General features: G+C 69.1%; 15 protein-coding genes. 5 read left to right on the top strand and 10 right to left on the bottom strand.

The window, feature by feature from the left end:
* Positions 1 to 5: 5 nt before the first annotated feature.
* Positions 6 to 797, top strand: a complete 792-nt coding sequence (locus tag ACZZZF_RS10910) for an NAD(P)H-dependent oxidoreductase (RefSeq protein WP_463498316.1) — start codon at positions 6 to 8, stop codon at positions 795 to 797.
* Positions 798 to 885: 88 nt separating this feature from the next.
* Positions 886 to 1593 (top strand): ZIP family metal transporter, encoded by a 708-nt coding sequence (locus ACZZZF_RS10905; RefSeq protein WP_320489437.1) that lies wholly within the window; start codon positions 886 to 888, stop codon positions 1591 to 1593.
* A gap of 54 nt (positions 1594 to 1647) precedes the next feature.
* Here ACZZZF_RS10905 and ACZZZF_RS10900 read toward each other — a convergent pair whose 3' ends face one another.
* Genes ACZZZF_RS10900 through ACZZZF_RS10865 form a run of 8 tightly spaced genes read right to left on the bottom strand, consistent with a single transcriptional unit; the run spans position 1648 to position 8713 of the window.
* Entirely contained in the window at positions 1648 to 2253 is a 606-nt protein-coding gene (locus ACZZZF_RS10900; protein ID WP_463498314.1) for an ATP-binding protein, read from the bottom strand.
* Positions 2254 to 2305: 52 nt separating this feature from the next.
* A complete protein-coding gene (locus ACZZZF_RS10895; protein WP_463498313.1) occupies positions 2306 to 3427 on the bottom strand; it encodes a hypothetical protein in 1122 nt (373 codons plus the stop codon).
* Entirely contained in the window at positions 3421 to 4206 is a 786-nt protein-coding gene (locus ACZZZF_RS10890; RefSeq protein ID WP_463498311.1) for a hypothetical protein, read from the bottom strand. The genes ACZZZF_RS10895 and ACZZZF_RS10890 overlap by 7 nt, the downstream gene beginning before the upstream one ends.
* Entirely contained in the window at positions 4203 to 5240 is a 1038-nt protein-coding gene (locus ACZZZF_RS10885) for a vWA domain-containing protein (RefSeq protein WP_463498309.1), read from the bottom strand. The genes ACZZZF_RS10890 and ACZZZF_RS10885 overlap by 4 nt, the downstream gene beginning before the upstream one ends.
* Positions 5222 to 6208: a vWA domain-containing protein gene (locus tag ACZZZF_RS10880; protein ID WP_187249106.1), complete on the bottom strand. Its 987-nt coding sequence runs from the start codon at positions 6206 to 6208 to the stop codon at positions 5222 to 5224. The genes ACZZZF_RS10885 and ACZZZF_RS10880 overlap by 19 nt, the downstream gene beginning before the upstream one ends.
* Entirely contained in the window at positions 6199 to 6690 is a 492-nt protein-coding gene (locus tag ACZZZF_RS10875; RefSeq protein ID WP_053098330.1) for a hypothetical protein, read from the bottom strand. The genes ACZZZF_RS10880 and ACZZZF_RS10875 overlap by 10 nt, the downstream gene beginning before the upstream one ends.
* Positions 6677 to 7564: a DUF58 domain-containing protein gene (locus ACZZZF_RS10870; RefSeq protein WP_053098331.1), complete on the bottom strand. Its 888-nt coding sequence runs from the start codon at positions 7562 to 7564 to the stop codon at positions 6677 to 6679. Before ACZZZF_RS10870 ends, ACZZZF_RS10875 begins: the two co-directional genes overlap by 14 nt.
* Before the next feature lie 6 nt (positions 7565 to 7570).
* Entirely contained in the window at positions 7571 to 8713 is a 1143-nt protein-coding gene (locus ACZZZF_RS10865) for an AAA family ATPase (protein WP_463498307.1), read from the bottom strand.
* A gap of 233 nt (positions 8714 to 8946) precedes the next feature.
* Between ACZZZF_RS10865 and ACZZZF_RS10860 the strand changes: the two genes are divergently transcribed.
* On the top strand, positions 8947 to 9825 hold the full coding sequence (locus tag ACZZZF_RS10860) for a hypothetical protein (RefSeq protein ID WP_463498306.1): 879 nt from the start codon (positions 8947 to 8949) through the stop codon (positions 9823 to 9825).
* 45 nt (positions 9826 to 9870) lie between these two features.
* Here the strand turns inward: ACZZZF_RS10860 and ACZZZF_RS10855 are convergent, their stop codons facing one another.
* Both ACZZZF_RS10855 and ACZZZF_RS10850 read right to left on the bottom strand, forming a co-directional pair.
* Positions 9871 to 10611 carry a Pr6Pr family membrane protein gene (locus tag ACZZZF_RS10855; RefSeq protein WP_463498304.1) on the bottom strand — a complete coding sequence of 247 codons (741 nt, stop codon included), beginning with the start codon at positions 10609 to 10611 and terminating at the stop codon, positions 9871 to 9873.
* A 63-nt stretch (positions 10612 to 10674) separates the two neighbouring features.
* On the bottom strand, positions 10675 to 11610 hold the full coding sequence (locus ACZZZF_RS10850) for a DMT family transporter (RefSeq protein WP_187249102.1): 936 nt from the start codon (positions 11608 to 11610) through the stop codon (positions 10675 to 10677).
* Between the two features lie 210 nt (positions 11611 to 11820).
* On the opposite strand from ACZZZF_RS10850, the gene ACZZZF_RS10845 reads away from it, so the two are divergent.
* Together ACZZZF_RS10845 and ACZZZF_RS10840 are read left to right on the top strand one after the other, a co-directional pair.
* Complete coding sequence (locus ACZZZF_RS10845; protein WP_056275880.1) at positions 11821 to 13107, top strand: adenylosuccinate synthase; 1287 nt, start codon at positions 11821 to 11823, stop codon at positions 13105 to 13107.
* A 7-nt stretch (positions 13108 to 13114) separates the two neighbouring features.
* Positions 13115 to 14224, top strand: coding sequence for a lactonase family protein (locus tag ACZZZF_RS10840; protein ID WP_072590450.1), 1110 nt, complete (start codon positions 13115 to 13117; stop codon positions 14222 to 14224).
* Positions 14225 to 14277: the final 53 nt, after the last annotated feature.

Here is a 14277-nt window from a genome sequence, read left to right as displayed (position 1 = left end):
CACCCGTGTCAGCATCGCGCCCGACCGTCCACTGGATCTATGCCCACCCCCGATCGAGCTCGTTCAACGCGCGACTGTTCCGAGATGGGGTCGACGCCCTCGCGCGCGACCACGATGTCGAGATCACCGACCTGTACTCTCAGGGCTTCGATCCGGTTCTCGCAGCGCCGGATCTGGGCGAGCCCCGGGGGCGTGAGGGCAGCGTCGTCGACCTGATGGGCGAGGCGTACGCCACGGGCCAGCTGCCGCCGGACGTCACCGAGGAGCAGCGCAAGCTCGCGGCCGCCGACCTCGTCGTGCTCCAGTTCCCGCTGTGGTGGTACGGACCGCCGGCGATCCTCAAAGGCTGGCTCGATCGGGTGCTCACCAACGGCTTCGCCTACGGCCCCGCGGATGCCGAGACCGGTCTGCCGCTGCGATACGGAGAGGGCCCGCTCGCCGGGCGCCGAGCCCTCGTGATCGTGACGGCAGGGGAGGACGAGCGCTCGATCGGAGAACGGGGCATCAGCGGGGATCTGGACTCGCTGCTGTTCCCGCTGACCCACGGCACCCTCTGGTACACGGGCATCGAGCCGCTCGACCTGCACGTCGTCCACGACGCTGACGGGTTGGACGCGGAGCGCGTCGATCTCGAGAGCGCACGGCTGATCGAGAGGCTCTCCGGAGTGGCGTTCGAATCTCCGAGCCGCCCGTACCGTCGGCTGCGCGATGGCGACTACCACGGCACCCGGGCGCTGCGATCGGACCTGCTTCCCGGGCGCACCGACCTCGGCATCCATCGCGTGACGGTCGACTGAGCGACGCGGCCCGACGCGCGCCGGCGTAGCTCTTCGCTTCTGCACGATCGGCCCCGACGGTGGCAGAGTGTCCGTGAAGGAGGACGGCATGGGTGGAGCGATCCTGTGGGGCGTCGTCGCGGCGTCGCCCCTCATCGTCGGCGCTGTTCTCGCTCTGCTGCGCACCTGGCCGCCGCGCTGGCTGGGCATCGTGCTCGGCTTCGGAGCCGGTGCCCTGATGGCCTCCATCGCCTTCGAGCTGTGGGAGGAGGGGCTGGACCTCGCAGGTCCGATCCCTCTCATCGTCGGCGTGGTCGCTGGCGCGCTCGCGTACTTCATCGCCGACCGGATCCTCGATGCGCGAGCCGCGAAGTCCCAGGAACGGGGAGCGGGCGTCCCGCTCGCGCTCGGAGCACTGCTCGACGGCATCCCCGAGCAGCTCGTGCTGGGAATCGGACTGGCCTCCGGAGAACCGGTGAGCATCGCGCTCGTCGTGGCGATCGTGGTCTCGAACCTGCCCGAGTCGATCGGCTCGGCCGCCGACCTGCTGAAGGGCGGCATGGCGAAGTCGCGCGTGCTGCTGCTGTGGGCCGGCATCTCGGTCATCTGCGCGCTGGCGACCGTCGCCGGATTCGCTGTGGCGAGCAGCACCGGCGACGACTTCCGGGCCGGCGCGAGCGGCTTCGCGGCAGGCGCGCTGCTCGTGATGCTCGTCGACTCGATGGTGCCCGACGCGCAGCAGAAGGCCAAGCAGGTGACCGGGCTCGCGACCGTGCTGGGCTTCGCGCTCGCCGCGGGGCTCTCGCTCGCGAGCTAGCATCACCGCGATGAGCCCGCCCGATAGGTCAGCCCTCGCGGACGACCCGGATGCTCACCCACGGAACGCGGCGAGATCCGTGTCGCTGAGGTCCGTCGGGTCGCCGAGCTCGGAGCGAAACGTCACCGTCGTCCCGGTCCCCGCGCCGGCGCCGGGTGAGACTTCTGCCGGATCGGCCAGGATGCGCAGGTCCGTCGACGGGACTCCGTGGTGGTATTCCTGCACCCACCGCCCGTCAGCCCGCCGGTTCTCGTGGGCGAGGACAGAGCTGAGTGCCGAGACTGTCGACATTCCGCGGCGCGGCAGACCATCCGGCAGAAGCGGTGCCGAGGCAGATTCGAAGAAGCGGACATCCCGGGTGGCCATGACGGGCTTCCGCACGATGTTACCCCCGCCGTCGGTCCGCGTGTCGGTGCCGCGGCCATCGTCGGCGACCGACACCGAGCCGTCGCGAGAGATGCTCACGACGACATGGCCGATTCGCCCGAGCCCAGCGGCCTCGTCGTCCGCGTACGCGAGGACTTCGAGGATCTGATGGCGGCGTCCGCCGGGTTCGTACATGGCTCGTTCGTCGCGGATGCCGTGCAGGTGATCGACGTCGACATCTCGCGCCCAGTCATGCGTCGTGATGGTCCACGTGGCGCGATCCTCCGACTTCATCACCGCACTCTACCGATCCGCGGCCGGTCGGGGATGGCAGACTCGCCAGGGCTCAGAACCCGGGGTACTCCTGCAGCTTCTGCTCGAACTCGGCTCGGTCCGCATCGCTGAGCACGGCGCTCGCGATGACCACCATCTGCAGCCCTTCGAGGGGCTCGCCGGTGCGGGCGTTCTGCGCCTCGCGCGTCGTCAGGAAGTCGCCCGACGGGTCGTTCGAGAGGTCGAAGATGTTCGCGTAGAACCTCATCGGATCGGGATAGTTCTCGGTGTAGTACTCCCACGTGTGCTGCTCGCGCGGGTCTTCGCTGCCGTAGAGCTTCGCGATCATCGACGGGTCGATCCCCGAGTACTCCCCGTTGAACGAGTACAGCGTGGGCAGACCGTGCTCGTCGACGACCGAGTCGATCGTCGACATGACCTCGAGCTTGAGGCTGTAGTCCTGGATCGGCTCGGTGGTGGCCCAGCCGACGGAGGTGTACTCGATGAGCATCGATTCGCCGCCGTAGCCGTTGCGCTCCGGACGCAGATCCTCGTCGCCGACCTGCACCCAGTCGTATCCGTACTCGGCGGTGATGCGCTCGCGGATGTCGGCGAACAGGCTGTCCGCCTCGGTCTTCACCTCTTCGAGCGACTGCTGGGTGAGAGCGTCCTGCGGATCGGTGCCCTTGATGCCCGGGTAGGCCTCTTCGTGCTTCTGCTCGTCGGTCTTCATGCCGTCGTAGCTGCCCGAGGCCGACGTCTGCAGTGCACCGATGCCGCCCACGGTGGCGACGTTGAAGATCAGCGTGACGGCGAGGGCGACAGCGGCCAGCGTGCGTCCTCGGGCGGTGAACAGCGCGCCGATCACGACGGCGACGACGACGAGCTGCAGCGTCAGCATCGTCACGCCGTAGACCGCGTCGGTCGCTCCGATCGCGGGCATGATGAGGAGGATCAGGGCGAACAGGATGCTGGCGATCAGTGCGATCCAGCCGAGTGCGTTCGCCGGCTTCTTCTCCGCGGAGGCGACCTCGGCTGCGGTCGCCGTGCCCGACATCGCCGGAGCGCCGGGATGCTGCACGACCGGCCCGGCCTGGCGGCGGGCGTTACGATAGCCACCGGGCGGCGGCACGGGCGGCGCACCCTCCGTGCCGGCGACGTAGCGGGCCCGCTGCTTCTCGTGATCCATCACCATGGCTTGTCCGTTCCCGAGCCTCCGCCATCGTCGCCCTGCTGCTGATCGCGCTCCTGCGTGCCCTGCTCCAGCTTGTCCTCGAGCTCTTCGAGCTTCTCGTCGGAGGGCTGCGGCTCCTGCTCCTGCTCCTCCTCCGGCGGCGGCTGCTCGTTCTGCTGCTTCTGCTTGAGGCGGTCCTCGAGGTCTTCCCTGCTCTGCTGCATGTCTCGGTCGGGGTCGGACGACTGCTCCTGCGCCTCGTCGCTGTTGCACTCCTCGGGCATCTCGGTCGTGACGGTGAGCGCCTCACCGTAGAACTCCGCGGCCCCCGCGCCGTCGCCCTCGGCGCGGGCGGCGTCGCCCATGCGCTCGAGGACGAGAGCGAGGTTGATGCGCACCGTGCACACCTCGAGGCCGGTCGCGAGGTCGAGCGATTCCTCGAGCTTCGCCCGAGCATCCGGCAGCTTCTCGGCGCCCGCCAGCGCGGTGCCGACGTTGAACGGCGCCTTGAAGGGCTCGAACCAGTTGACCCACTCCTGCCCGCGGGCCGACGCCTCTGATCCGGCATAGTCATCGGCCACGTACGCGGTGATCGACTGGTGCGCGAATGCGTACATGCTGAGGATCTTGCCGACGAACAGCAGTGCGGCCAGCGTCAGGGGAAGCGTGCCGATCGCGATCCACCGTCGGATGCGGCGACGGCGACGATTCGAGGCCAGCAGCGCGGCGGCGGCCGACGCCCTCAGGTCCTCAGGGCTGTCGGACGGCGTCCCGCCGGCGCGTGCAGACAGATCTGTCATGCGACACCTCCGTCGGTCGTCCGGCGTCGCGGCGATGTCGACGGCGCTCGCAGCAGACGCAGTCGGGCCACGAGCATGCTCGCCCTCGTGAGCTCCACGCCGAGCAGCGCCACGATCACGAGGGCGGCGACCCAGTAGAGCTCGGTCACGTTGCCCACGGTGCCGGACTCCGCGTAGGTGGTGGTGGTCGAGGGCGCCTCGGGCAGGGTGAGTGCAGCATCCGCGGTCCGGTGCTGGTACTCGACTCCGAGATCCGAGGCGATCGCCTCGAGGTTCCCCTCGTCGATCACCGACAGCGCGTTCGCACCCTCGTACTCGATGTATTCGCTCGACGAACCGTCCACGCCGCCCGTGGTGAGCTTCATCGGTCCGCCCTCCGCGGTGCCGTACCCGAGCACGGCGCCGGCGTCGGTGAGCTCGGCGCTCCCGTCGAACGGCTCGGGGGCCGACGAGACCGTCTGCTCGCCGTCTCCGAAGTAGAACACCATGCGCGAGCGATCGGGCGACGACTCGGCCGCGTTCGACAGGGTGTCCGAGAGCAGCTGGTTCGCGATGCCGATGGAGCTGCCGCGCGACTGGCTCGTCACCTCGGGGCGTAGCACCTCGAGCGACGAGACGAGCGCGGTGGTGTCGGTGGTGAGCGGCATGCGGAGATCGGCCGTGGCGTCGAACGTGATCAGCGCGAACCGCGCACCGGGGTACTCGTCGACGATCGCCTGCACGTCGGCGCGGACGCCGTCGAGGCGAGGCCTGTCGCCGTCCCAGTCCTCGGCGACGATGCTCGCGGTGGTGTCGACGACGAGCACGATGTCGGTGTCGGTCGCGAGGGTCTCGGTGGCACCGCCGGGGATCCCCGGGCGCAGGAGCATGACGAAACACGCGAGCAGCATGACGAGCCGCATGGCCCAGAGCGCCCGTCCGCGGCCGGTCGCCCTGACCAGCGCCATCACGGCGAGGGCGGCCACCGGCGCGCAGAGCAGAGCGAGGAGGAAGACGTTCAGCACGGGCTGGAAGATCACAGTCTCACCCTCCACAGAACGACGATGAACGAGAGCATCGAGATCATCAGCACGACGATCCAGAGGTTCGGCGCGTCTGTCCAGACGACCTGCGCCTGACCCTTCAGCGCGGACGCCTCCTGCTCCTGCACCTGCGTGACGATGTCGCTCACGGTGGTGGTGTCCCGGAGGCCGTACGCCTGTCCGCCCGTGGCCTCGGCGGCCTTCGTGAGCTCGGCGCTGACGTCGGCGTCCTTGCCCTGCACCGGGTTGAGTGCGAAGACGCGCACGCCGTTCGATGCGGCATACGCGGCGGCCTCGTCGAGAGTCACGATCGATGCGCCGTTCACCTCGTTGTCGGTCGCGAAGATGATCGAGCGCGACCGCTCGTCGTCGGGGTGGTCGAACGCCATCGCGCACGCCGCGAGGCCGTCGCCGATCAGCGAGGCGCCGTTGCCGTTGAGCGTGCCCACCCAGTGCTCGGGGACCGATTCAGTGAACTCGAAGCTCTCGCGGATGCTCTGCAGGTGGCTGCGGATGAACTCGTAGTCATCGGTCAGGGGGAAGATCTGCACGGGCGAGCTGTTGAAGATCGTGAGGCCGATGCGTTCGCCCTCGAAGTCCTCGAGCAGCTCCTCGAAGACCGTGAGCACCTCGACGTCGACCTCGCTCATCGACCCCGAGACGTCGAGGCAGAGCATGATGTCGCGACTCGTGTTGACGGGCTGGATGGTCTGCGACGCCATCGGCCGGGCGGAGACGACCCCGGCCGCGAGGGTCGCGATCACGCCGATGAGCAGGATGCTCGACAGTGCGAGCACGCGGCGGTTCAACGCCTGGCGGAAAGTCGGCAGCGCGCGCAGGCGCTCGGCTCGGGCGACGCGGGCGCGCTCGTGGGCCTCGGTCTTCGCACCGCTGCGCAGCCCGATGACGATTCCGAGCGCTATCGCGATGACGACGACGGCCACGGCGACGAGGATGAGCCACCCGTTCGCTAGTGCCATGTGCGCACCACCGTTCGGGCCGCCTCGGCGCCGGCGATCGGGTCGATCGCGGGACCGGGCCGGAAGATGCTGGGGTAGTAGTGGCGGCCCATGGCGTCGACGAGCGCGGGATGGACCCCTCGAGAGACGAGGTCGTCGAGCGCGAGCACCGGGGCCTCGAGTCCGCTGTACTCGTTCACGAAGGTGCGCACGACGCGGCTGAGCTCGAGATTCGCGTTGCGGGCGGACAGGGTGCGGGCGCGGTAGTCGTCTTCGATGCGCTGGATCCGGTCGAAGTACTCGACCCGCAGCTGCGACAGCACGTCGGTGGTGAGCAGGGTCGGTCCCTGGGCGTCGCGCGACAGCGTGAGGTCACGCCGCGGCCTGGTGAGCGCCACGACCACCCATGCTGCCGCGATCAGCAGCAGGAGGATGCCGAATGCGACCAGGATCCAGCCCCAGCCGTATTGGAAAGGCGGGTACAGCTCATCAGAGTCGGGCATTCGACCTCCGATTCAGCAGCTGGAGCAGCTGCGAGACGGCGTCGTCCTGACCCGCCAGCACGCTGTGGCTGATCTCCATGCGCTTGAGCAGCTCAGCAAGTCGCGCCGCGTCGGCCTCGGTCTGCGCGGCGAGCTCGCGGATGATGTCGGGGTCGCCCTGCACGAAGTCCGGCACCTCCCACATGCTGTCGACATCGCTGCGGATGGTCGCCGTCGCGTGGTCGAGCACCGGATCGGCGTCGCTCACGGTCAGCCACAGGACGTCGTGCTGCACGCGCAGTCGGCGCAGCATCCGTTCGGTCTCCGTCGTGACCGGAGCCTCGTCGGTGATGACGACGACGATCATGCGGCGAGAGATCGTGCGCGTGACGTACGACAGCAGCGCGTCGCGGTCGCTGGCTGCCCTGCTCGTGTCGATCGACCGGTCGATCGTGCGCAGCGCGTGTTCCAGTGCGCCCTCGCTGCGGCCCGGCGCGCGGCGGCGGATGCGGTCGGAGTCGCCGTAGACCAGTGAGAAGTCGTCGCCGTGCCGCAGCGCCAGCACGCCGAGCACGCCGGTGGCGAGGATCGCGAGGTCCTTCTTCGACTTCTCGTCGTGCGCGAGCGCGCCCATCGAGCGGCCGGTGTCGACCACGAAGAGGACCGTGTGCATCCGCATCGCACGGTGCCGCTTGACCAGAGGAGTGCCCAGTCGAGCCGTCGCGCGCCAGTCGATGTCGCGCACCTGATCGCCGTACTCGTACTTGCGCAGGTCCTCGAAGTCGAGGCTGCGGCCGTGCAGCAGCGACGCGTAGGCGCCGTCGAGCGCGTGCAGCGACTTGCGCGACGAGTGGATGAAGAGCTTGCTCTTCACCTGGGCGATCAGGCTGGCCATGGCGGGTCAGGGCGTGGGGACGGACGCGAAGATCTGGTCGATGATCTCCTCGCTGCGGATGCCCTCGGCGTCTGCCTCGAACGTCAGCAGCACGCGGTGACGCAGCACGAGGTGGCGCAGCGAGCGGATGTCCTCGGGGATCACGTGGCCGCGGCCGTTGAGCAGCGCCAGCGCCCGCGACGCCTGCAGGAACGCGATGCTCGCACGCGGGCTCGCGCCGTACTTGATGAAGCGCGCGCGCTCCTCGCCGATGTACGGGGCGGGGTTCCGCGTGACGTACGCGATCGAGACGATGTAGTTGCGGATCGCGGGGTCGACGTAGATACGGCTCGCGACGTCCTGCAGCATGTGCACGTCGTCGAGGCTGATGGCGCTCGAGACGTGACGGTCGGGATCGAGCACTCCCGAGTCGATGCGGCCGAGGATCTCGAACTCCTCGGCGGGACTCGGGTACTCGACGATCTCCTTGAGCAGGAAGCGGTCCATCTGCGCCTCGGGCAGCTCGTAGGTGCCCTCCTGCTCGATCGGGTTCTGCGTCGCGATCACCAGGAACGGCTTGGGCAGGTGGTGGACCTCGCCGCCGATCGTGGTCTGGTGCTCCTGCATGGCCTCGAGCATGGCGCTCTGGGTCTTGGCGCTCGAGCGGTTGATCTCGTCGAGCAGCACGAAGTTCGCGTGCACCGGTCCGAGCACGGTGCGGAACGACCCGGTCGCCGCGTCGTAGATCTGGTTGCCCGTGATGTCGCTGGGCAGCAGGTCGGGGGTGCACTGGATGCGCTTGAACTGCGCCCTCACGGTGTCGGCGAGGGTGCTGGCCGCGGTGGTCTTCGCCAGACCCGGAACGCTCTCGAGCAGGATGTGCCCGCCCGCGATCAGCGAGATCAGCAGGCTCATGCGCAGACGCTCCTGGCCGACCATCTTGGCCGAGTACGCGTCGGACACGGTCTTCAGCACGGCGCTCGCGCGCTGGAGCTCGGCGTCCGTCGGCGCTTCGGACTTCCTGCTCGCCGACGGGGAGGCCGCGGGGGCCGACGATTCGGCGCGGGTCGCGGGAGCGGGAGGAGCCGGCGCGGCGGCCTGGGAGGAGGGCGCAGGCGGAGGCGGCGGCGTCGAACCTGCGGAGGGGCCGGGCGCGTAAGGCTCGTTCATCGGTGTGTCTCCTCGTTCCCACGGGGGACGCGTCGACGACCCCCGTCGACCAGCGTAACCGCATCGGCCGGCGCGGCTCCGGCCCCGGCGCGGATGGCGCGGCGGCGGGCCACGCAGGGGGGACGGCATCCGTGACTCGACATCATGGGATCTGATCCGGCCCGACGCGTATATCGGCGGAGCGACGGACGCGTGCTTAGCTGAGAACTCGATCTTCGGATGATGCGGGAACGATGAAGCAGCCCAGAACGATGCCGCGCAGTGCGCTCGAGTACTCGATCGGACGACCGTTGTGGGTGGCCGTGGTCGTGCTGAACGTGATCCTCGCGGCCGTCGCCACCTCTGCTTGCGCCTGGGCGTACCTGCACGACACCGGGTCCATGCGATCCATGATCGGCGTGCTCATCGCTGTCCCTTCGCTGTGGTGGGTGATCGCGGTGACACTCTGGCTCACCACGCTCTCTCGCCGGCGCGTCAGCGCGGAGGACATCAGTCGGGCGAGTGCGAGCGTCCCCGGGGGCATCCTCCTCCCCGGATCGAAGCTCGTGCCCGCGATGACGCTGGTCGCGGCGCTCGCCGCCGCGTCGACCTTCGCGGTCGTGGCGGCGACCGTCAGCGGTGTGTGGCGCATCATCTGGGCACTGGTCGCCGTGCTGCTGCTGGGTCCTGTCGTCAGTCACCTGATCTCACTGCGGCAGCCTCGGCGACTGTTCCTGCATCCCCGCGGACTCGGATCCGCGACCTTCCACCTGGATGCCGAAGTGCACTGGGACGACATCCAGAGCATCGACCTCGGCGTCGGCATGAACAACTCGATGGTTCTGAAGGTGGGTGTTCGTCCTGACGCCCAGAGCTATCGGGAACGGTGGCGTCATCCTTTCTCACGCAGGCGCGGCGTGATTGACATCGACCCGGCAGCGCTGGGGCTGGACGGGACACTGCTCTGGCTCGCCCTTCGTCTCTACGTACTCGAACCATCGACGCGGGAGGAGCTTCGCGGTGACCGTGTTCCGACTCGCCTCCTCGATCCGCGCGAGGCCCTGGCCACGACTCCTCAGCACGTGAGCGATCCGGTGCTCGCGACGTTCAGGCCCGAGGGCGGAACCCGATAGCCGCAGCAGTGAGCCGCTCCGCCTCGGGGCAGGCTTCTCGCCGCATCATCCTCGGGCGCGCGGGGACTCCTCGGCGTGCGTCGTGTCGGCGACGTCCTGAGGGGCGCCGCGCTTGCGGCCCACCCAGATGACCACGCAGGCCACGCCGATGATGGCGATGGCGATGGCGATGATGTAGCCGGCGACCCCGAGATAGCCGCCCGGCACGATGTGGGGGTTGAGGAACGGGTACGGATACCACCAGGCCTCGCCGGTGGCGGGGGCGATGATGAGATTCGCCCGGATCATCGTGTAGACGACCCACACGATGGGAAAGATCGTCGCTATCGCCACGGCACGCCAGCGCAGCGCGCGCCGCCGCGGAGCGAACAGCAGGTCGACCAGCAGGAACAACGGGAAGACGACGTGCAGCACCTCGTTCGACCAGGGGACCGTGACGCCCTGGGGCAGTTCGACGCCGCGGAGCAGGGTGTTGTAGACGATGCCCGTGACGATCATGTACGTGCTGACGCAGACGAGGAGGACAGCGAGCCAGCCGGGCTCCCGCTCCTCGTCGTGACGGTGGCGCAGCGCCCAGACCGCGGCGACGATCAGCACGATGGCCGCGAGCAGGTTCGACAGGATCGTGAAGAAGCTGAGGAAGTTCGCCGCGACCGTCGGCAGGTGCTGGCCCCACTCGGTGGTGGCCGCGAGAGCGTTCTCGACGCTGCGTGCGAGCTGGGCGATGATCGCCGCGAGTCCGAGCGCTGCTGCTGCCAGTCGGGCGTAGGGCCACCAGGTCGTCATTTCGCCTCCGCGCACACTTTATCGGTCAGTATGCCGGTTGACGCTAGCCTCGATGCCGTCACGTCACGCGGCGCGGCGTCCCCACTTCATCCGTGTGACGAGCACCCCGAGCAGGCACAGCGCACCGCCGACGAACATGAGCGGGGTCGGCACCTCACCGAGGATCGCCCACGACATGAGGATCGCGATCGCGGGCACGACATAGGTCGTCGCCGACGTCTGGCCGGCCGTGCTGCGCTGCAGGACGTACGCCCAGGTGGTGAACGCGATCGCCGTCGGGAAGATGCCGAGATACACCACCCACAGCGTCGAGCCGAGCGGCGCCGTCTGCAGTGCTCCGACCAGGCTGCCTGCCCACGGGAGCAGCGCGACCGTGCCGGCCACCGCGCCGAGGAACGTCAGCGTGGTCGCGTCGGACCCCGCGCTGAGCAGATGCTTCTGCAGCAGAGTGCATCCCGCGTACATCACTGCCGCGAGCAGCGCGAGCAGCAGCCCGGTGATGTCGGGACCCTCGCTCGTCGACGAGTTCATGCCGATCAGGACGACACCGAGGAAGGCGATCGGCGCGCCGATGATCAGCGGCTTCGGAAAGCCTTCACGCAGGAAGAGCCCGCTGAAGACCACCACCATGAGCGGCGCGAGGTTGACCACCATCGCGGCCGTGCCGGCGTCGAGCGTGCGCTCGGCGGCATTGAGGGCCAGGTTGTAGACGCAGAACCACCCGACGCCCCAGACCGCGACGAGCCACCAGTGCCTCCGGTCGGGAAGACGGATGCCGTGGCGCACCGCGATGATCGCGAGCACGGCGCTTCCTACAGCCATGCGCAGCAGCGCCAGCGCGCCCGGGTCGAAGTGCGGACCGGCACCGCGGATGCCGATGAACGCCGAGGCCCACAGCACCACCGTCACCAGTGCGGCGACAAGCACGAGCGGACCCTGTGGGCGGGGCTTCGCGGGGTTCAGGCTGTCGTCGCGGCGCACGCGACCGGTCTTCGGCATCCTTCGATCCTGGCACCGGCCACCGACATCGGCGATGCGCCCGAGCGACAGCATCCGCTCGTTTTCCGCCACGGGTCGCTGCAGTCCGTTCGAGAGCGTCCGCCGCCCACAGCCCGGAGGGTCGGCGAACGACCTTCGATAGGATGGAGCCGCCCGAAGAGGGCCAGCTCATCAGCCGGTGCAAACCCGGCGAAAGCAAGGGGGATACCCATGCCAGGAATCGTTATCGTCGGCGTCCAGTGGGGCGATGAGGGCAAGGGCAAGGCCACCGACCTGCTCGGCGAGCGCACCGACTGGGTCGTCAAGTTCAACGGCGGCAACAACGCGGGCCACACCGTCGTGGTCGGCAATGAGAAGTACGCACTGCACCTGCTGCCGTCCGGCATCCTGTCGCCGGGCGTCACGCCGGTGATCGGCAACGGCGTCGTGATCGACCTCGAGGTGCTCTTCAGCGAGCTCGAGGCGCTCGGCGGCCGCGGCATCGACGTCTCCCGTCTGAAGGTGAGCGCCAACGCGCACATCATCACCCAGTACCACCGCACTCTCGACAAGGTCACCGAGCGCTTCCTCGGCAAGCGCATGATCGGCACGACCGGCCGTGGCATCGGCCCCGCCTACGCCGACAAGATCAACCGCGTCGGCATCCGCGTGCAGGACCTCTTCGACGAGAACATCCTGCGCCAGAAGGTCGAAGGCGCCCTCGACCAGAAGAACCACCTGCTGGTGAAGATCTTCAACCGTCGCGCGATCACCGCCGACGAGGTCGTCGAAGACCTGCTCTCGTACGCCGAGCGCCTGCGGCCGATGGTCGCCGACACGGGATACCTGCTCGACGAGGCCCTGCGCCGCGATGAGGTGGTCGTGTTCGAGGGCGGTCAGGCCACCATGCTCGACGTCGACCACGGCACCTACCCGTTCGTCACGTCGTCGTCGGCCACGGCGGGCGGCGCGTCCACCGGATCGGGCGTCGGCCCCGGAGCGCTCGACCGCATCGTCGGCATCGTGAAGGCCTACACGACCCGTGTCGGCTCCGGTCCGTTCCCCACCGAGCTGTTCGACGAGCAGGGCGAGTGGCTGCGGTCGCGCGGCTTCGAGTTCGGCACCACCACGGGCCGTCCGCGCCGGGTCGGCTGGTACGACGCCCCGATCACCCGCTACGCGACGCGTGTGAACGGCATCACCGATCTCGTCCTCACCAAGCTCGACATCCTCACCGGACTCGAGCAGATTCCCGTCTGCGTCGCATACGACGTCGACGGTCGGCGCTTCGACGAGGTGCCGGTCAACCAGACCGACTTCCACCACGCGACGCCGATCCTCGAGTACTTCCCGGGGTGGAGCGAGGACATCTCGACCGCACGCACGTTCGACGACCTGCCGAAGAACGCGCAGGACTACGTCATCGCGCTCGAGGGCATGAGCAACACGCGCATCTCCGTCATCGGCGTCGGCCCCGAGCGCGACCAGGTCATCGTGCGTCACGACCTGCTCGACTGAGGCTGACATGACCCGGTTCTGGCTCGGCGGGTACGGACCCGCGATGGACGGCTCGGCCGACGGCATCGGCCTGCTCGCGGGCGACGAGAGCGCGCCCACCGCACTCGAGTATCGGGGAGCGGTCACGCAGACCCCCTCCCCGTCGTGGTTGGCGCAGCATCCGTCGCTCGACGTCGTCTACGCGGCGCTCGAAGGGGATGCCGGAGTGCAGGCGTTCGCGCGCAGCGGCGACTCGACTCTGAAGCCGCTCGGTGAGCCGGTCGCCGCGGGCGACGGCGTCTGCCACGTGGCGGTCTCGTCGAGCGGATCGTTCCTCGTCGCGAGCTGCTACGGCGACGGCCGGGTCGTCCGCATCGGCATCGACTCGCAGGGCCGCCTGGTGCCGGATGCCGTGAACAAGGCAGCCGAGCTGCGTGCCGCTCTCCTCGGCGAGCCGCTCGAGGCGGCGCCTCCGGCGGGCGTCGCGGTCGCGGCATCCGATCCGTACCCCGGCGAGCTCACCGCGACGGGTGAGGAGCGCGCATCGCACGCGCACTCGGCAGCCTTCCTCGCCGACGGGCGCATCGCGACCACCGATCTCGGCTTCGACCTGGTGCGGATCTGGCGGCCCACCGGGGGTGGCCTGGTGCTCGATCACGAGGTCGTGTTGCCCGTCGGCACCGGCCCCCGGCATATGGTCGTGCACCCCAGCGGCCACCTGCACGTGGTGACCGAGTACTCGTGCGAGGTGTTCACTCTCGGCGCCGGGCGCGACGGCACGTGGGCTGTCGTGTCGTCGGTGCTCGCGAGCCCGATCGCCGAGATCGGCGTGGACTTCCCCGCCGAACTCGCCCGCAGCCGTGACGCGCAGTTCCTCTACACGGCCCTGCGCGGCAGCAACACGATCGCCGCGCTCCGTGTGCGCGGGGGAGGCGAGGCTCTCGAGTCGATCGCCCTCGCCGACTCGGGCGTGGACTGGCCGCGTCATCACGTCGTGCACGAGGGCAAGCTGCTGGTCGCGGGGCAGCGCTCCGACACCGTCGCGCTGATCGACCTCGACGAGCGCACCGGCGCGCCGCTCGGCATCCGCCACCTCGCGCAGGCCCCGGCGCCGACGCACATCCTGCCGGTTCGCTGACGCGCCCGTCGTTCGCGGCTTGACCTCAACCATTGTTGAGGTTTTACGGTCGA

The organism is Microbacterium sp. AC215 (assembly GCF_979258645.1).
The sequence above is the reverse complement of the archived record's forward strand: the minus strand, read 5'-3'. Positions and strand labels throughout refer to the sequence as shown.